Raw genomic sequence first — 19410 nt, forward strand, 5'->3', positions numbered from 1 at the left:
AATGGGAAGTTTTTGCAAAAATACACGCTTGTTACGATAGTTTTGTTATCTGTTACTTTTGTGATATTTGAATTTGAAACTTGTTCCTACTTTTGTATCATCGTTAAACGGATAAATTTAATGCCATGAATAAACAGCAGACTACATTTGACGACTTCTTCTCCGAATGCTACCTTAAATATAGGGAGTATATCAAAAATTATATCGCTATCCGCATTTGCCATCCGCACGAAGCGGAAGATCTGGCACAGGATGTCTTTGTCCGCTTATGGGAACACAGGGCATTCGTGAATAAAGACACTGTCTGGTCTTTGCTCTTCACCATCGCCCGCAATATCGTAACGGACAAGATACGTCGTTATTATAAGCAGGAAGATTTCGTCGCCTACGTATATAATAGGATGGAAGACACCAGTCGGAATACCACAGAAGATACCATTCATTTTCGTGAACTAAAGAAGATGCACGACCAGGTAATGGAAACTCTTCCTGTCAAACGCCGTCAGATTTATGAACTTAGTTTCAATCATGAACTCTCTTGTCCTGCCATTGCAGGAAAGCTGTCCTTATCTCCCCGTACAGTAGAATGTCAATTATTACTGGCTCGTAAAACGGTTCGTACTTATTTGAAAAATGAATTCTCCAAAGTCGGTTAGATACCAGATTCGGAAAAACACATATTAACTTTAACAATTTAATAGTATTATGGAAATTAAATCCAAATTCTTATGTTCAAAAGGAGTCGCATTGGCTTTCGCCATGCTGCTGGGTGGTTCGCCCGGTGTATTGCTCTATGCAAATGATTCTGTAGAAGAGAGTTTGATGGTAGCCCAGGCAGGGCGTACCATCAAAGGACTTGTTACGGACGCGAATGGTGAACCGCTGATTGGTTGTAATGTGGTGGTCGTAGGAAGCAATGCAGGGGTAATTACCGATATTGACGGTCGGTTCGCGCTGAATGTTCCTGCGGATGCAAAACAAATTAGAATTACTTATATCGGGTATGCAGATCAGATTGTCAATTTGAATGGGCGGTCAGATTTCAAGGTTGTGTTGAAAGAAGATAATAATGCATTGGACGAAGTGGTGGTAGTAGGTTATGGTACGCAGAAAAAAGCGACGTTGACAGGGGCGGTAGAACAAATTGGTAGCCAGGTATTGGAAAGTCGTGCCATTACCAATGTCGGTGCTGCTTTGCAAGGAGCTACTCCGGGATTGGTGGTCACTCGTTCTTCTTCACGTCCGGGTAATGAAGGATTAAATTTTCAGATTCGTGGTTTGACATCTGTCAATGGCGGTAGTCCGTTGATTATTGTGGATGGAGTACCCGTATTGAATTCAGAGTCATTTCAAAATCTAAATTCGGATGATATTGAGAATATTAGTGTATTGAAAGACGGTTCAGCTTCCATTTACGGTGCAAAAGCAGCTAATGGTGTTATATTGGTAACTACCAAAAAAGGTAAAGGCAAGACAACGGTAGATTATGGCTTCAATATGCGTTTCACTACCAATGGTATTATGGCTTTTTCTCCCAGTATGCAGGAATATGCCACCATGTGGTTGGAAGCCAATAAAGAAATGCCGGAACATGACTGGTGGGGCTGGGGAGAAGAAAACCTGAAAAAGATGGCTCAAGGCATTGAAGGAATTTACGAGTCGACTGTAGCCGATTGGGGTACAATGTTTGTGGGCAATGCCAATCGCTTGGATGAATTGTTTGCCCGTCGTTATTCTTATCAGCATAATTTGAGTGTAGCAGGTTCTACGGATAAATCTGATTACCGTATTTCTTTGGCTTATGCTGATAATCAAGCCAATTTGGCCACTGCCTATGACGGGCAGAAACAGTTGAACTTGCGTTTGAATTATGGAATCAAATTGACTGATTGGTTCAAATTGGAAACTTCGGCAAGTATGATTAAAACAAATACTGAAACACCGACACATGGTATCGACCGTACACTTTACGGAAATGATGCTCCGTTTTTTCCGGCTAAGAATCCCTATGGACAATGGTATGCCAACTTTGGTAATGTGGGCGACCGCAATGCGGCGGCAGCTACAACAGATGGAGGACGTGACGAGAGGGAAAAACTGACTACCCGTGTCGATTTCAAAGCATTGGTGGATATTTGGAAAGGAATCACTTTCGAGGGTACTGCTTCCTTTCAAAATGAGGAATACCGTAGAGAACGCTATTCGCTTCCGGTACAGTGTTACAATTGGTTCGGCGAGCAGACGGCGAAGTTAGTATATGAAACAACACAAACCCTTAGTACTCCGCAAGATGTGATGAACTTTAAAGATTCTCATCAGCCGGGATATTTGGTACAGGCAAATAATGCCCGGTATCAGTACTATTCAGGGTTATTGAAATATAAGCGTACATTTGCCGAAGTACATAATATAGATGCTATGTTCGGTATCAGTGCCGAGAAGTGGGTAAATAAAAAAGTCGTTACCGCCCGTGAGAAGTTTGAGGATGCCGGAATTTACGATTTGAATTTGGCTACGGGTACACAGGGTAACGGTGGAGGAAAGACTCATAATGGTACCTATTCATATATTGCCCGTTTGAATTATAACTATGCGGAAAAATATATGGTTGAATTGATGGGGCGTCGTGACGGAAATTCCAAGTTTGCTCCCGGTTATCGTTTTAAGAGCTTCGGTTCCGTTTCTTTGGGCTGGGCGTTCTCGGAAGAACAATTTGTAGAATTTTTAAAACCTGTTCTTTCTTTTGGTAAGTTGCGTTTAAGTTACGGTAGTTCGGGTAATGATGTCGGGCTGGGTGATTACGATTATGTGTCTACTGTCTCTCTTGGAACAGCCGGTTTTGGAACTATACCTGCTAATCAAGTATCTTCAGGTTTTGGCGGTTTAATTTCTTATGACCGTACTTGGGAGAAAGTTTCACAGAAAAACTTTGGTATCGATCTTAACTTTTTCGATAATCGTTTGAAAGCTACATTCGATTATTTTATAAAAGATAATACCGGTATGTTGGTAAATGTCACATATCCGGGTGTTTTAGGAGGTAAAGCTCCTAAAACGAATAGTGGTCATTTGAATGTAAAAGGTTGGGAGTTCACTATTGGATGGCGCGATCAGATTAAAGACTTTTCTTACTATGCCAACTTTAATATTGGTGATACAAAGAGTCTGTTGAAAGAGATGGAAGGAGCAGATTCTTATGGGGCTGGTTGGAATGCAGCCGTGAATGGGTATCCTTTGAATTCGTACTTCCTTTATCGTACAGATGGTTACTTTAAAGATCAGGCAGAAGTAGACCGCTATTATGCACTCTATGGAGAGGGTAAAGAAGATCTGACTGGTGTAGGAGCAGGAAGTGCAAGCCGGTTGCGTCCGGGTGATACCAAACGTTTGGATTTGAATGGTGATTATAAGATTTCCGGTGCAGGGAATGAGAATAGCGATTTGCAATATCTCGGTGACTCCAATCCACATTTTGTTTTCGGTTTCACATTGGGAGGATCATGGAAAGGTTTTGATGTGAACGCGATGTTCCAAGGTGTCGGTAAGCAGTATGTTATCCGTAATGACTGGATGGCTTATCCTTTTCAAACACGTACTGCCAATCAGAATCCGACATATTTGGGCAAAACATGGACAGAGAGCAATCCGAATGCGGAATTCCCTCGTCTGACTACTAATGCGAATCTTGCACGCTGGAATTATCAGAATAACGACTTTATGATGCAGAATAACCGCTATATCCGTTTGAAAACATTAATAGTCGGCTACACATTGCCGCAGATTTGGACGCGCAAGGTGAAACTGGAAAAAGTGCGTGTTTACTTCTCTGGTAATGATTTATGGGAAGCTACCAGTATTCGAGACGGTTTCGACCCGGAAATGGGAGCAGCCTCCAACAACAGTGGATACCCGTTTGCACGTACTTGGTCGTTCGGTCTGAACATCACTTTATAGTAGCTATGGAAAATTAAATACAGAACAGAAGATATGAAAAAGATAACGAACTATATATTAATTTGTACCTGCGCATTGGGATTTTCTTCATGCGTGAATACGTTCCTTGATTTGGAACCCCTAGATGCCAAGACAGATGTGATTTATTTCAAGACACCGGAACATTTCCGTGAATATGCTAACGGGCTTTACGGGCAATTATTGGGATGGCAGTCTTCTTATGGAAGTATATTCGATCACATGGATGCGGCATCCGATCTTTCTACTTGTTTCAGATATTCGTATGGTGTGGGAACCGGTGTGATGGGAGTTCCTAATGACGATAGTCGTTGGGGTAATTGCTATGGCAATATTCGTGCCACTAATCACATGTTTGAAAGAGCTGTTTCTTCCTATACAGGTAATTTGGCAGATATTAAAAAAGAATTAGCCGAAGGTCATTTTTTTCGTGCCTACAACTACTTTTACTTATTGAAGTTTTTTGGCGGAGTGCCTGTCGTTACGAAGGTTCTCGACGTGACTTCACCGGAGTTATATGGAAAACGTAACAGTCGTTATGAAGTTGTCGATTTGATTTTGTCCGACTTGGATGAAGCTATCGCAGGATTGCCGTTGGAACAGAATATCACTTCTGCCGACAAAGGCAAAATTAGCAAACAGGCTGCACAGGCTTTTAAGGCTCGTGTGTTACTTTATGAAGCTACCTGGCGTAAGTACAATGGCACTTCTACTGATTTTGAAGGTTCTGCCGGTCCGGCTTCCGATCAGGTAAATACTTTCCTGGAAGAATCTGTTCAACTATCCGAAACAGTGATGGGAGATGCTGCTTATTCCCTTTGGAATTATAACAATGTAGCAGCTATGAGAAATATGAGCAATCGTTACCTGTTTAATATTGAAGAAGAAGCTAGTAATCCTGCCGGTGCCGGAAGAGCGACGAACAAGGAATTTATCATCGCTTCTGTATATAGTCAGGAAACGCGTAAAGGACAGGTAGATTTGAATCGGGTGATTTATACGGATATGCGTCCCAGCCGGAAATTGATTGATATGTTTTTATGCACTGACGGGCTTCCGGTCAGCATGTCTGATAAGTTCCAGGGATATAAGAATCCGGGAGATGAATTTCAGAATCGGGATTTCCGTTTGACTTCTTATGTAGGTTCATATGCTACGAGCCTGACAGTTGAGAACTGTGGGTATGGTGTTTCCAAGTTTGCTATTACCGATATTCAACGCCAAAGTAAAGATGAATCGGCCAATTATCCGGTACTTCGGTTAGCAGAAGTATACTTGAACTATGCCGAAGCTGTGATGGAGCGTTATGGTGAAATATCGGATGACCAGTTGAATAAATCTATCAATAAGATCCGTGCTCGTGCTGGAATTGCCAACTTGACAAATGCATTGGCAAAGCGAATTCAGGAAGGGGTACCGGCAAATGCGAATAAGACAGTCAATCAGGTGATGCTGGATGAGATCCGTCGTGAACGTGCATTGGAACTCTATATGGAAGGTTTCCGTTGTGACGACCTGAAACGTTGGGGTATTGCGGAAGAGAATCTGAATGAGTCTCGTTGCGGTGCGGTGGTAGGTAATGCTAGTTATCCTACAGCATTTGTAGACGAAAACGGGAATGCTACCAGTGCTTTCAATCCGGCTATTTTTACGAAAGGAACGGAAGTTGTAGAAACAGGTAAAGGTAAGTTACCTTGTGTAGTGCTTCTCAAATCATCTGACTGTGCATTTACTAAAGGAGATTATTTGTGGGCGATTCCAAGAAATCAAATCAATCTGAATTCGAATCTGGTACAAAATCCGGGATATTAATCATTCAATTGTTTAACGTATAATACCATAGATTATATGAAGTTTTTATTCAAATATACATTTCACTTGGCAATACTTGCTTATGTTTCCGCACTTTTCTCCGGTTGTGAGCAAGACCCCAAGTACAGAGTTTATGATTATCCTGTGCCGGTAGTGGAGAGTATATATCCCACAGACGGATATGTCACTACGCAGGTTGTTATTACAGGAACCAATTTCGGTGATCGTGCTGAAGCAGTGAAAGTTTTCTTCGGTGAAGCCCAATCCAATAAAGTGCTCGACTGCAAGAACAACCGTTTGGTAGTGGAGGTGCCGGAAACGGCAGTAACAGGCAATCTGTCTTTACAGATTTATAATAAAAAGGTGGAGAATATCGGTCATTATACAGTACTACCTACACCACGTGTCATTACAGTGACTTCTGATAGTGAAGACGGTGAAGGGGTAGCCGATACGGGAGACAAGGTTACTATAACAGGTGAAAACTTTGGTACGGATCCATCCGATATTTCTGTTAGTTTCAATGGAACGCCGGCCGAATTTGAGCTGGTGGATGAGTCTACTATTGTTGCGACAACTCCTGCTGATTATCAGACAGGTAGTGTGACTGTGACTATTCACGGATATACAATGACAGGTGGTGCAATGTTCAATCCTAATTCGAAGGGTGATGTGACAGTGCTTTATCTTCAAAACTATAAGCAGCCGTTTGCCAAGGCAAATGATGAAAGTTGGAAGAACGGTGAATGGTGGACTCCGGCAGTGTGGAATCAAAATGCAGCATCGTTCAATGCAAAAGGCAATACGACTGTTTCCGGAATGCAATATAAATCAGAAGAAGGCTTAACGTTAGCATTCCAGAATGGATGGGATAAAGAAGCTTATACGAATGGGAAAATGTGGCAGGTTGCTACGCTCCGTCCTGGTAAATACAGACTGGAAGTCACTTATGCATATACATTGGTAGTTACTGATGCGGGGAACTTTATTTCCGTATTGATAGCTAAAGGAGATAGTGAAAGTGATATACCGAATGTCGCTGATCTTGAGCAATTAAATGGAGTTTATGTGGCCTATGATAAAATGGGAACAGCGAATGATTCGGGTACGTTGGTTACACCTTCATTTGAAGTAACGGAGACAACGGACGTTGTTATTGGATTCCTGACTTCATTGGCAAAGGGTAATTCATACTTTAAGGTGACAGAATTGAAATTGATTCTTGAATAATGTGGAAAAGAAAAAAGAGTAATCCATCATGATAATATAATTAAGATTATGAAGAAAATATATAACTATCTGTTTCCCGTTTTTCTCTCGTTTTTCGCATTAGCTGCTTGTGACGAGGACAATGAAGAAATTGTTCCAATGAGTTACACTGATCCTGTGGCGACCGTAACAAAGATAGAACCCGTCGAAGGATATGTTGGAAATGAATTTACCATTAATGGTGATGATTTTGGAATCAGAACCGAAGATGTAAAAGTATTTATCGGTTCCCAGGAGGCAACAGTCATCTCCTGTGCCGATGATGCTATTCTAGCGAAAGTGCCGCAATTGGCTACAAACGGAAAAATAACTGTTGAAGTCTTCGGACAACGTGTAGAAACTGATCTTGTTTATCGTGTACTTGGTAAACCGGGTGTTAGCGCAGTGAAACCTTCTTATGGTTTTCCCGGTACCAGTATTGTTTTCGAAGGACAAGAGTTTGTGTCTTCCAAAACATTATATACTTTGACTTTCGGAACTTCTACGGATAAGGCAGAGATTGTGGGAACGCCTACTGATACCGAATTTACAGCAAAAGTTCCCGAGACGGCTGTCAGTGGAGTCATGACACTTGTTATGGCAGAACAAACGATTGATTTGACTTCTTATCCTTTCACGGTGTTGAAGCATGCAACGCTTGATATTCCTAAGGAAGACGAACCGGTTACATCAGGTTTTGCTGGCAGTAAATTTGCAATAACAGGAACCAATCTTGTGCAAGAATTGCTGGATAAGTCTGTTGAAGGGTTGGAGCCTTTGAAAGTAACTTTTTCTAAAGCTGGCGGAGAACCTGTAGAAGCTGTAATAGATACAGATAATTTGACGGATAAGAGTATTCCACTCACTGTACCTGCTTCGTTGGAAGCTGGAGATTATACAATTACTGTCATTACTCCGTTTGAAACTATCGGGACACAGTTGAAATATACGGTATTACCGATGCCTACAGTAACAGGCATTTCAACGAAAGCCGGATATATTAATACGGAAGTAACGATCATTGGTCAGAACTTTGGTACGAAAGCTGAAAATATTCAGGTCTTTTTCGGAGAAACAGTTTGTGATAAAGTGACACTGAATGATAAAGGTAATATCGTAGTGAATGTTCCCAAAGGAGTTTCATCGGAAGCTCCGGTGAAGATTAAGCTGATAATTCAGGGTAAGGAAATAGAGATGGGCGAATCGGGCACATTTGAGGTTTGGGAAACTCCGGAAATCACTTCTGTTGAAACACCGTATATTTATCCTTATGGTACATTAGTAAAAGCCGGGCAGGAAATAACATTTACAGGAAAAGGTTTTGGAACGGATAAGAATTCTGTTACAGTTACTTTTGAGGGAATATCCGTACCCGTTACGGTTAAAGAGATTACTACGACTTCTATTACTGTAACGGTTCCGCAAGGTTTCAATGGTGGAAAAGTAACAATGGTGTTTGAAGGTATTGCACAACCCGTAGAGAGTGATATGTTACAACCTCTGCCGGTGGATGGAGATATTTCTCAATATGTACTCATGAACTATAAACAGCCTTTTGAATATGTAAAAGAAGGTGGGGATAAAGGATTCCATAAAAAAGGAGAGTGGGCAAAAGCTGCTTATTGGATAGTTCAGAACTCTAACTTGACTGCTGGTGAAGGAGGTGCTGCTGTTGATTTGGCATTTAAAACGAAATATGGTGATGGAAGTGATGCAGGTTTGGCTTTACAAACAGATTGGGGATTTGACAATCCTAAAAATGATGGTAAGGTATATCAGACTTCTCATCTTCAAAAAGGAAAATATAAGTTGACGGCACACGTTTATGAATATGACGGCAGAGGTTTTACCGGTTATGTTGCGGTTTGTAAAGGTAACGAGATGGCAAATACGAGTGATATACCAAGTAAGAGTCTGGCAAACGCTTCTATTTCGGGTACGGGTGATGTAGTAGTTGATATTCTTGTTGAAGAGCCTACCGATGTTGTCATTGGTTTTGTATGTACGATTACAGTAAAACAAGGACGGGCTAAGATAGATAATTTCAAATTAGAGTTAGTAGAGCAATAAACTATAATTGGGTGCACCGTAATCAATGGTACGGTGTACCATTAAACCAAAAATATGATGAAAAAGATATATTATATAGCCGTGGTATTCGCTATCCTGTTTTTGGCAGGATGTGGTGACGGCATTGACCTTCCGGGTGTCAATGTGGAAACTGATTTGAATAAAATTCCTCTTCCTGATAATAACGTAAATTTGGAACAGGTTGAACTTAAACCGTCAACGGAACCCATGCTGCATGAAGGGTTGCATACGGAGGAAGACTTCCAGCGTATCCGGGATAAAAAAGCTGCCGGAGAAGAGCCTTGGGTTAGCGCTTATCAATTATTAGTAGAAAGTCAGTTTTCGCAGAAGACGGCAGATACTTATCCTACGGAATGGATTAAACGTGGAGTTTCCGGTGATGAAAATTATATGAATGCAGCCAGAGGGGCCACTATTGCATATCAGCAGGCGCTTCGTTGGAAGATTGAACAGGATGATGAATATGCGGCAAAAGCAGTGGAGAATCTGAATAAGTGGGTACAGACTTGTGTAGGTGTAACAGGTAATACGAATTTATCGCTTGCCGCAGGACTTTATGGTTATGAATTTGCTATTGCCGGTGAATTATTGAGGGATTATGAAGGATGGGATCGTGCGGACTTCGCAGCGTTCCAGAATTGGTTGCTTAAAGTGTTCTATCCTGCTAATGATGATTTCTTGAAACGTCATCACGATACGAATGCGTTACATTATTGGGCTAACTGGTGTCTTTGTAATATAGCGGCTAAAATGGCTATCGGCATTGTAACCGATCGTCGTGATATTTATAATGAAGGTATCGACCATTTGCAGACGGGTGATACAAACGGACGTTTACGTCGTGCTATCTATCACGATTATGCACCGGACTATAACTTTGCTCAATGGCAGGAAAGTGGACGTGACCAAGGGCACACGTTGATGTGTGTCGGATTGATGGGAGTTATTTGTCAGTTGGCATGGAGTCAGGGAGACGATTTCTTTGCTTATGATGACAATCTGTTCATGCGGGCTTGTGAATATGCTGCTTGTTGTAATTACACTAATGAGACTGTACCATATACTACTTATATATGGCAAAAACAGAGTCAATGGGGATATCCGATTCCGGAAGAGCAAACAACACTTGGTGGCGGCAAATGGATCAAACGTGCAATATGGGCATTGCCTTATTATCATTACAAAGGGATAAAAAATATCTCGAATGATAATCTCAAATATACTAAGATAGCTACGGAATATGTAGGAATAGAAGGAGGAGGTGGGTATTATGACGCTAACTCCGGTGGCTATGACGTACTTGGGCTCGGTACGCTGATGTATGCAAGATAAAATGAATAAAATGTGTTAGACTTCGCCACAGATTCGGATATGCCAGTGTGGATGGATTATTTGTTTCAATCTGTGGTGAATTCCAGGACATTAACGGTATTAGTAAAAACTTGAAATGAATAAACTAATAAGAATAGCGCTCACATTTTTACTTGTAATGACCACAGGAGTCATACAAGCAGAAATAGTCATCTATCCGGTACCTCAAGGCATCTATTATGCCCGTCACAATGATGACTATACGGTAAAAGTACGGCAAGTGGGAGAAAAAGACTGGGTAGACCTTTATGAGTATAACGTAAAGGTGGATATGGATACGAAGTCCGATGCCACGATGGTTCAGTTCGACTTTTCAGGGAAAGTGGAAGTATTGGTACAAAAGAACAATGGGGAGATCCGTTCGGCAGTGGTGCGTCCTTTATCCAAAGGTATCCAACCGGAGATTGATGGTAACTTTCTATTGTTTACGATAGATAAACCACAAAAGTTGTCGGTCGAGTTTAATGGAGATCGCCTGAATAATTTGCATGTATTTGCCAATCCTATCATCAAAAATGTGCCGGATAAGAATGATCCGAACGTGATTTATTTTGAAGCTGGAATACATGAACCGACTGATACGGCTGGAAAATGCTTCCGTATTCCCAGTAATACGACGGTTTATTTAGAAGGTGGTGCCGTTTTGAAAGGTTGTCTCACTTGCGACAGTGTAGAGAATGTGAAAATATTGGGACATGGCATGTTGCTTGAACCGCAACAGGGAATTTCGGTTACCTACTCCCGGAATGTACTGATTGATGGAGTTACGGTGGTAAATCCACGGCATTATACTGTCTCTGGGGGACAATCTACCGGAATTACTATTAAAAATCTGAAATCATTCAGCTATCAGGGTTGGAGTGATGGGCTGGATTTTATGTCCTGCTCGGATGTGATGATTGATGATGTGTTTCTTCGTAATTCGGATGATTGTATAGCTCTTTATACGCATCGTTGGAATTATTATGGAGACTGTCGCAATGTTCATGTACTTAATTCTACTCTATGGGCAGATATTGCGCATCCTATCAATATCGGTACACATGGAAATACGGAAACGGGAGATGAAGTTTTGGAAGATATAGTATTCAGGAATATTGATATATTGGAGCATGATGAGGATGATCGTGATTACCAAGGCTGTATGACTATCAATGTAGGGGATCACAACCTGGCACAAAACATTACTTTTGAGGACATTCGTGTGGAACATATTCAGGAAGGACAGTTATTTCATCTTCGGGTGATGTATAATCAAAAATACAATACAGGTCCCGGCAGAGGTGTCAAGAACATAACATTCCGTAATATTTCATGTACCGGGAAATATATCAATTCTTCTTTAATAGAAGGTTATGATAAAAATAGGAAGATTGAGAATATTTTGTTCGAAAACATTGTGTTGAACGGTAGGCGGATCACTTCTTTGGAAGAATTGAATATAGATAAAAAAGATTTTGTAGAGAAAATACGGATAAAGTAGCTAATAACTAAAAGATGAAAGATGCGACAAAAAACAGTTTTTCGTGCTTTTTGCCGCATCTATTTTATAGAAAGAGGAATAAACCTATCGTAAAGGAGTGAATGAACCTATATAAATGCGTTCTATTTTCAGGGAGGTGGCATTTATTCCGAATAGGTCGGTCACATCTGATTTATAATCTTCAGTCACATCTTCCACTAACCAATAAGGAATCGGGCCAAGGTCTCGTGTGGTGATACTCTTTGAAGTATCGGGACGTTCGGGAAGTTTAAATTTGCAGTCATACTCTTTACCATTGATTGTAATTTGGAATGTAGTGCCTGACTCTGATGTGGAGCGGGAGAAGCTTCCTTCTATTTTCGGAGCATTATCTTTACTAGTAACAATTGTCACTTTACCACTACTTTTTTGGTCATAAGAGAAAGCTATTCCTCCTGTAGCTTGTATACCCGCTTCATCCTTTATCATTTTTATGACCGCTTCTAGTTTTTCTTTTTGTTGTTCATCCAACAGACTTTCATCTATTCCTGTGATTCTTGCTTCCACGGAATTTACTGAAAAAGATTGTTTGCCGTTGACGACCTTTAGTCCTATTTTTATGATTCTTCCATCAGCGTCTTTCACCATCAATGACGTGCTGCCCAGTTTTATAGAGCTGATCCGAATATCATTGTTTTCGTCCACATAAGCTGTAGCAATTTGCCCATCGGCTATTTCTGCTGTATAAGGAGCTACGCCACCTTTAATTCCCAACTTTGTTCCTCCCGTGATTGACAAACTGGTTTCACTAATTGGAGGTTCCGGGTCGAACATCACTTCCCAATATTCATATAGGTAAAAAGCATCAGCTTCGTCGCTGCATGAATAAAATACAGGAAGGGAGCATAATAGAATAAATAGTAGACAGAGCTTCGCCATTTTTGCTTTCATAATATTCTTCTTTTTTATTTCTTCACAAAAGTAAAGCTCCTTTCCTGTATTTCAAAGTATATTGATGAAAAATAAGATTAAAACTCTATCTTATGTTGTTTCTCATCATCCACCACAGCCATCATTCCTTCTACCTGTGCTAAAGCCAGCATACGTCCGTGGAAAGAATAACCGGCATTGTAGCCTTTATCCTCATCTCCGAGCATCATTCGTCCATGATCTACGCGCATGGGAAGTCCCGGATTCTCTTTCTCGAAAATGCGGATGAGATCAATCAGATGTCCTCTTCCTGATAGATGAGAACTTTCGATGAAGTTTCCACCCGGCATGGCCTCTGTACTGCGTAGATGAACGAAATGGGTTCTTCCTGCAAACTTCTTTGCCAATTCACGAGTATCATTATGTGCGCCTGCGCTAAGAGAACCTGCACAGAAAGTCAGCCCATTATGCGGATTGTCTACGGCATTCAGGAACCAGGCTATATCTTCTTCATTGGTGACAATACGGGGTAGGCCGAGAACCTGGAATGGAGGATCATCCGGGTGTACGCACATGTTGATACCATATTCATCGCATACAGGCATAATTGCAGAAAGGAAGTAACACATATTCTCTCGTAAAGCGTCCCGGTCTATGTCTTTATATAAACCTAACAGACGTTTGAATATAGCAACCGGGTTTTTATCTCCTTCTTTGATATTACCGTTCACAAATCCTTGTGTCTTGACGATAATAGTATCAATCAAATCATCCTTTTCGGTCTCTGTAATCACTTTGTCCAGTTCGGCAACTTTATGCAGTTCTTCTTCTGTATAGTCTTTTTCAGCTCCTTCACGTTCTAGTATTTTGATGTCGAAGTAAGCGAAACGAATACGGTCGTAGTAAAGCGAACTGGTACCGTCCGGCCAAGGGTACTGTAAATCCGTACGTATCCAGTCGATTACCGGCATGAAGTTGTAACAGACTGTTTTCACTCCGCATTTACCCAGGTTGGCAAGACTTACTTTATAATTTTCAATCAACTGTTCACGTTCCGTACCCGCATACTTGATTGCCTCACAAACCGGAAGGCTTTCCACGACCGACCAGCGCAACCCATACGATTCAATATACGATTTTAAATCGTTGATGGCTTCTACTGTCCAAATCTCTCCGTTCGGTACCTCGTGTAATGCAGTGACGATTCCTTCAACACCTATCTGACGGAGCATCGGCAAGGTGATTTTATCTTTCTTGCCGAACCATCTCCATGTTTTTTCCATCATAGCGTTTGAATAAATTAAAAGATTAAATATTAAACGCCGCTGAATGCACTGAAACCACCATCGATAGGCAACATAGCTCCCGTTACGAAACTAGCGGCTTCACTACACAGGAATTGTACAGCACCATTCAATTCTTTGATGTCGCCGAAACGATTCATCGGAGTTTTGGCTAACACCTTTTTACTTCTGTCGGTCAATGAACCATCCGGGTTGATAAGTACACGACGGTTTTGGTCACCGATAAAGAATCCCGGAGCGATAGCATTAACACGGATACCATCACCGTATTTCAGTGCCATTTCGCTTGCCAGCCATTGGGTGAAGTTGGCTACTGCAGTTTTAGCGGCCGAGTAACCCGGTACACGGGTGATAGCACTATAAGCAGCCATAGAAGATACATTGATGATGCATCCTTTCTTCTGTTTTGCCATTACCTTACCGAATATCATAGACGGATAGACTGTCCCATTCATATTCAGGTTAGTCACTTTTTCCCAGCAAGAGATGTCCATATCATAGAAGTGCTGATCCGGTTCGAGAGTGGCTCCCGGCATATTGCCACCGGCAATGTTCAATAGAATATCGATCTTTCCCCATTTGGCTACAACTTCTTCGGCTACTTTCTCCAGGCTGGCGATGTCAAGTACATTACCAATGATGCCGATTACATCGTTACCATATTGCTTAAGTTCAGCTACGCGGTTGTCCAGTTGCTCCTGACGAATGTCAATAGCTACAACTTTTGCTCCCTGCTGTACAAAGTGTTGGGCAATATTTCCGCCCAGTACACCACCTGCTCCGGTAATAACAGCAACTTTACCGGCAATACTAAATAATTCGTTCATGTTTTCTATCAAATGTTTTTATGAATGGATGCAAAAATAGCGGGTTTTTATACATGCTATGATGCGTATTTTTGCAAGATATTTACCTATCTTTGCAAAAGCAGTTTAGAAAGGAGATTTATGAAGAAGATAATGAATGAGAAGTTGACTATTACGACTTCTAATCCCGTCCGTGCCCGCTTTTATGAATATCCACGTTTCACGTATCCGTGGCATTTTCATAGTGAGTATGAAATTATTTATGTGGAGAAGGGAGAGGGGGATTGTCTGGTGGGTGACAGCATTATCTCCTATTCAAAAGGTGATTTGATTCTTTTCGGTTCCGAACTGCCTCATAGTATGCAAAGTCCACCGGACGGCGGGGAAGAATCTGATAACGAAGAAAAATCCGAACTGAAAGTAAGAGGAGTCAATATTCAGTTTGAAAAAGACTTCATGCATTATTCTATATCTCAATACTCCCAGTTTATTCCTATCAGGAATTTATTGGAGGATGCTTGCAGAGGAATTAAATTCACAATTACCCGTTCGGGGAAAATCATTAAGCTATTAAAACAAATACCTTCTGCCAAAGGAGTAGATCAAATTATCCTGTTGCTTTCACTCCTACAAATGATGGCTACCAGTAATCACAGGAAGTATCTGACTACTTCTCATTATACTCCGTCTCCTTCGATTATGCGTAATGAAAGAATGGAAAAAGTGATTGCCTATTTGAATAAACATTATACCGAGTCTATCGGTCTGGATGAAATTGCTTCTTATACAGCGATGAACCCTACTGCTTTCTGCCGATACTTTAAAGAAAACACAGGAAAAACATTCAAAGAGTATGTACTTGATATGCGTATCGGATATGCTTGTAAACTATTGAATAGTAGTATGATGAATATATCTCAAATCAGTGCTACTTGCGGATTTGAATCACCTGTACATTTTAACCGCATTTTTAAAAGGGTGACAGGAATGACACCTACTTTTTATAGGGAACAGATGGAATAAGCTTTTCAGGCAATAAACATTTGAGTATAATTTCTTTCTCGTTCGTATATAATAGGAAAGATGAATAAACATGAACGTAAATAGAATGAAGAAAAGAATTTTGCTTTTGTTGTTGGTGATACCGGCATTGATAAAAGCGCAAGATGTGATGACAGAAACCCGTCAGGAACTGACGTCTCCTGATGGAGCTTATCGTTTTACCTTTTATCAACGTGCGGTAGGAGAGGATAATGCACAAATGTATTATACCTTGACTTATAAGAATCGTCCGGTAATTGAAGAAAGTAAACTGGGTGTTCTGATTGAAAATCAGTTATTTGAATCGGCGTTGGGTATACCGAATGATACTTGTCATTTTTGGTGTGAGAATCTGAAGTTGACAGAGACTGAACATCAAAAGACGGACGAGAGATGGAAGCCTGTATATGGCGAACGTGCGGAAGTACGTGATTGCTACAATGAGATGACTTTGAAACTCAAGAAGGGAGAAGGAAATGGCAATCAGGACGGTGGTTATGATAAGCGTAAGAATTACTTTATGAATATCATAGTTCGCGCCTATAATGAAGGAGTTGCTTTCCGCTATCATTTTCCGGAAATGACAAACGGGCTTTTCTTGCATATCGTCGGTGAGCAGACTAGCTTCACAATGCCTGAAGGAACGATGGCGTATTATGAACGTTGGGCGCAAGGATCTTATGAACTTCGTCCGTTGGAAGGATGGGGCAAAGAGGAGAGTGAGCGTCCTTTGACCTTGAAACTGCCTGATGGATTATCTGTAGCTTTGTTGGAAGCGGAAATGGTGGATTATGTTCGTGGTAAATTCCGTTTATCGGCAGAGAAACCTTCCACTTTGGAGACAAGCCTGTATAGTAGCGTTGATATTATTTCTCCTTACAGCACTCCGTGGCGTGTAATCATGGCTGCCGAACGTCCGGTCGATTTAATTAATAACAATGATATTGTCTTGAATCTGAATCCGGCTTGTAAGCTGGCTGATACTTCTTGGATTAAACCCGGGAAGGTATTCCGTTCGGGCGACTTGAAACAAGATAGAGTAAAAGCAGCCATTGACTTTGCGGCAGAACGTGGTATTCAGTATGTGCACATGGATGCAGGATGGTACGGACCAGAGATGAAAATGAGTTCGGACGCTACTACTGTTTCTCCTGATAAAGACCTTGATATACCCGCTTTGTGTAAATATGCCGAATCGAAAGGAATCGGACTTATGGTGTATGTCAATCAGCGTGCATTAGTGCAGCAGTTGGATACTCTGTTGCCTTTGTATAAAAAATGGGGATTGAAGGGTATCAAGTTCGGTTTTGTACAGATAGGTAATCAGCGTTGGAGTACTTGGCTGCATGATGCAGTTCGTAAATGTGGAGAATATGGTCTGATGGTAGATATTCATGACGAATATCGTCCGACAGGTTTCAGCCGTACTTATCCTAACCTGATGACGCAGGAAGGTATTCGTGGAAATGAAGAAATGCCGGATGCCACACACAATACGACTCTTCCTTTTACCCGCTATCTGGCAGGTGCAGGAGACTATACGCTTTGCTATTTCAATAATCGGGTGAAGAATACGAAAGCACATCAGTTGGCGATGGCAGCTGTGTATTACAGTCCTTTGCAATTTATGTTTTGGTATGACAGACCGGAATTCTACCAGGGAGAAGAAGAACTGGAATTTTGGAAAGCAATTCCGAGTGTATGGGATGACAGCCGCGCGTTAGATGGAGAAATTGGTGAATATATCGTTCAAGCACGTCGTTCGGGGAATGACTGGTTTGTAGGAGCAATGACGAATACGGAAGCCCGCACAATTACATTGACTACGGATTTTCTGGAACCGGGTAAGAAGTATATGCTTCATCTGTACGAAGATGATGACAAGCTGAATACACGAACGAAAGTACGCAGTACTCATAAAAAGATAAAAGCCGGAGATAAGCTTGTTTTGAAGCTAAAAGCAAGTGGCGGAACCGCATTGCATTTTATTCCGCTTAAGTAGGCAAGTTTATGTTTCTTTTTAGGCACGGATAACGCAGATTACACTGTTGCTTTATGCAACCATCATTTCTAAAACCGTGAAATCCGTGTAATCCGTGCCTGAAAAATATAGTGAGGTATTATTTGCTATAATTAATCAACCACTTCACCATTTCCGGGTCGTAATGAGAGAAGAGGAGAGTTTTCTCATTCATTGAGTGGAAAGGTTATTCAAGGAATTAAAGAACTAATTCCTTGAACAACCTTTCTAAAGTATTATCTAAATCTGTAGAGAATCCCGGATGAGGACGGGATACTTGAATACAGGAGCTTTTTACCGCAGTCAGCCACCGGAAGCGGTCCGGAATGTCCATATTGGCAATAACTCCTCCTTCTTTATTTCCCTGACAAATCTTGTCGAAGACTTTCAGACCTTCTATCAGACAGTTGATGTCCAATTCGGAAGAGAACAGTTTCAATTTGTTTTCATCTATTGTATAAAGAGATTTGAGATATTTGCACCGTTTGGAAAACAGTACAATACCTACATTAATAAATTCCTCACGTTCTACTTTAGGAACGAAACGGATAACTGCGTATTCATATAAGTGCCTTTCTTGCATTTTGCGCTTCATTTACAAATATTTCGGAATGCTTGATCCTTTCTTCTAAAAATTGAATATAAACATCTCTCAAGTCTTGCGGAGTTTCCTGTCCTTCCGTCCAGTTCAGCCAGTCGTCAGGGACGGCATTGACTATCTCTCGTATCTTGTCATCGGTAAGTAGTTGTTTGAATGTTGCGTCTACTTCTTCCAGCTGATCGGCAAACGGCAATAGTACATGATCTTTTATTTGTACGAACGGACTAAGTGCGTGTTTCTGCCAATTCGTCCACGAATGATGGAAATAAAGGGAAGCTCCATGATCGATTAACCACAATTCTTTATGCCACATCAGCATATTCGTATTCTTGATTGTACGGTCTACATTGGTCAATAACGCATCCAGCCATACAATTTGCGAAGCAGTTTTACCGTCCACCTTATGCACAACAGGGTCGAACGTCAATGAACCGGACAGGAAATGCAGACCCATGTTCAACCCACGGCTCCATTGCAGTAAATCCTGTATTTCTTCATCCGCTTCTGTCCGCCCGAAAGCCTCATCCAGATTCAAAAATATAATCTCCGGAACTCTGAATCCCAGTGTACGGGCTATTTCTCCCCCTATCAATTCGGCAATAAGGGCTTTAGTCCCATGTCCTGCTCCTCTGAATTTTACGACATATTTAAATTCATCATCCGCTTCAGCCAAAGCCGGCAATGACCCTCCTTCCCGCAAGGGAAGAATATATCTTGTTACGTTTGCTGTACGTAAATCCATATCACTCCTT

At 41.2% G+C, this 19410-nt stretch carries 14 protein-coding genes; 9 read left to right on the forward strand and 5 right to left on the reverse strand.

Annotated elements, in window-relative coordinates:
* The first annotated feature begins 125 nt into the window (after nt 1–125).
* The 7 genes from INE92_RS02860 to INE92_RS02890 all read left to right on the forward strand — a co-directional run bounded on the left by INE92_RS02860 (nt 126) and on the right by INE92_RS02890 (nt 11977).
* Nucleotides 126–656, forward strand: a complete 531-nt coding sequence (locus tag INE92_RS02860) for a sigma-70 family RNA polymerase sigma factor (protein WP_115484102.1) — start codon at nt 126–128, stop codon at nt 654–656.
* A gap of 49 nt (nt 657–705) precedes the next feature.
* On the forward strand, nt 706–3954 hold the full coding sequence (locus INE92_RS02865) for a SusC/RagA family TonB-linked outer membrane protein (RefSeq protein WP_115484101.1): 3249 nt from the start codon (nt 706–708) through the stop codon (nt 3952–3954).
* Nucleotides 3955–3987: 33 nt separating this feature from the next.
* Entirely contained in the window at nt 3988–5784 is a 1797-nt protein-coding gene (locus tag INE92_RS02870) for a RagB/SusD family nutrient uptake outer membrane protein (RefSeq protein ID WP_120067424.1), read from the forward strand.
* A 36-nt stretch (nt 5785–5820) separates the two neighbouring features.
* Nucleotides 5821–7014, forward strand: a complete 1194-nt coding sequence (locus INE92_RS02875) for a DUF5013 domain-containing protein (protein ID WP_115484099.1) — start codon at nt 5821–5823, stop codon at nt 7012–7014.
* Between the two features lie 48 nt (nt 7015–7062).
* Nucleotides 7063–9102 (forward strand): IPT/TIG domain-containing protein, encoded by a 2040-nt coding sequence (locus INE92_RS02880; RefSeq protein WP_115484098.1) that lies wholly within the window; start codon nt 7063–7065, stop codon nt 9100–9102.
* Nucleotides 9103–9156: 54 nt separating this feature from the next.
* The gene (locus INE92_RS02885; RefSeq protein ID WP_212701947.1) at nt 9157–10455 is read left to right on the forward strand and encodes an alginate lyase family protein; all 1299 of its coding nucleotides are present in this window, start codon (nt 9157–9159) and stop codon (nt 10453–10455) included.
* A 115-nt stretch (nt 10456–10570) separates the two neighbouring features.
* A complete protein-coding gene (locus INE92_RS02890) occupies nt 10571–11977 on the forward strand; it encodes a glycosyl hydrolase family 28 protein (protein WP_120067422.1) in 1407 nt (468 codons plus the stop codon).
* A gap of 84 nt (nt 11978–12061) precedes the next feature.
* On the opposite strand, the gene INE92_RS02895 is transcribed toward INE92_RS02890, so the two are convergent.
* From INE92_RS02895 to INE92_RS02905, 3 genes are all read right to left on the reverse strand, one after another.
* Nucleotides 12062–12907, reverse strand: a complete 846-nt coding sequence (locus INE92_RS02895; RefSeq protein ID WP_134993375.1) for an Ig-like domain-containing protein — start codon at nt 12905–12907, stop codon at nt 12062–12064.
* A gap of 77 nt (nt 12908–12984) precedes the next feature.
* Nucleotides 12985–14172 carry a mannonate dehydratase gene (gene uxuA, locus INE92_RS02900; protein ID WP_085931479.1) on the reverse strand — a complete coding sequence of 396 codons (1188 nt, stop codon included), beginning with the start codon at nt 14170–14172 and terminating at the stop codon, nt 12985–12987.
* 29 nt (nt 14173–14201) lie between these two features.
* Nucleotides 14202–15017 (reverse strand): SDR family oxidoreductase, encoded by an 816-nt coding sequence (locus INE92_RS02905; RefSeq protein WP_004310214.1) that lies wholly within the window; start codon nt 15015–15017, stop codon nt 14202–14204.
* Nucleotides 15018–15137: 120 nt separating this feature from the next.
* Between INE92_RS02905 and INE92_RS02910 the strand changes: the two genes are divergently transcribed.
* Both INE92_RS02910 and INE92_RS02915 read left to right on the forward strand, forming a co-directional pair.
* On the forward strand, nt 15138–16019 hold the full coding sequence (locus tag INE92_RS02910; RefSeq protein ID WP_004310215.1) for an AraC family transcriptional regulator: 882 nt from the start codon (nt 15138–15140) through the stop codon (nt 16017–16019).
* A 70-nt stretch (nt 16020–16089) separates the two neighbouring features.
* Nucleotides 16090–18039 (forward strand): glycoside hydrolase family 97 protein, encoded by a 1950-nt coding sequence (locus INE92_RS02915; protein ID WP_195435667.1) that lies wholly within the window; start codon nt 16090–16092, stop codon nt 18037–18039.
* Nucleotides 18040–18256: 217 nt separating this feature from the next.
* Here the strand turns inward: INE92_RS02915 and INE92_RS02920 are convergent, their stop codons facing one another.
* Nucleotides 18257–18640 (reverse strand): DUF3037 domain-containing protein, encoded by a 384-nt coding sequence (locus INE92_RS02920; protein ID WP_004316036.1) that lies wholly within the window; start codon nt 18638–18640, stop codon nt 18257–18259.
* The gene (locus INE92_RS02925; RefSeq protein WP_004316035.1) at nt 18618–19400 is read right to left on the reverse strand and encodes a HipA family kinase; all 783 of its coding nucleotides are present in this window, start codon (nt 19398–19400) and stop codon (nt 18618–18620) included. The genes INE92_RS02920 and INE92_RS02925 overlap by 23 nt, the downstream gene beginning before the upstream one ends.
* Nucleotides 19401–19410: the final 10 nt, after the last annotated feature.

This window comes from Bacteroides xylanisolvens, from assembly GCF_018289135.1.
In the GTDB taxonomy this organism is placed as follows: Bacteria; Bacteroidota; Bacteroidia; order Bacteroidales; family Bacteroidaceae; genus Bacteroides; species Bacteroides xylanisolvens.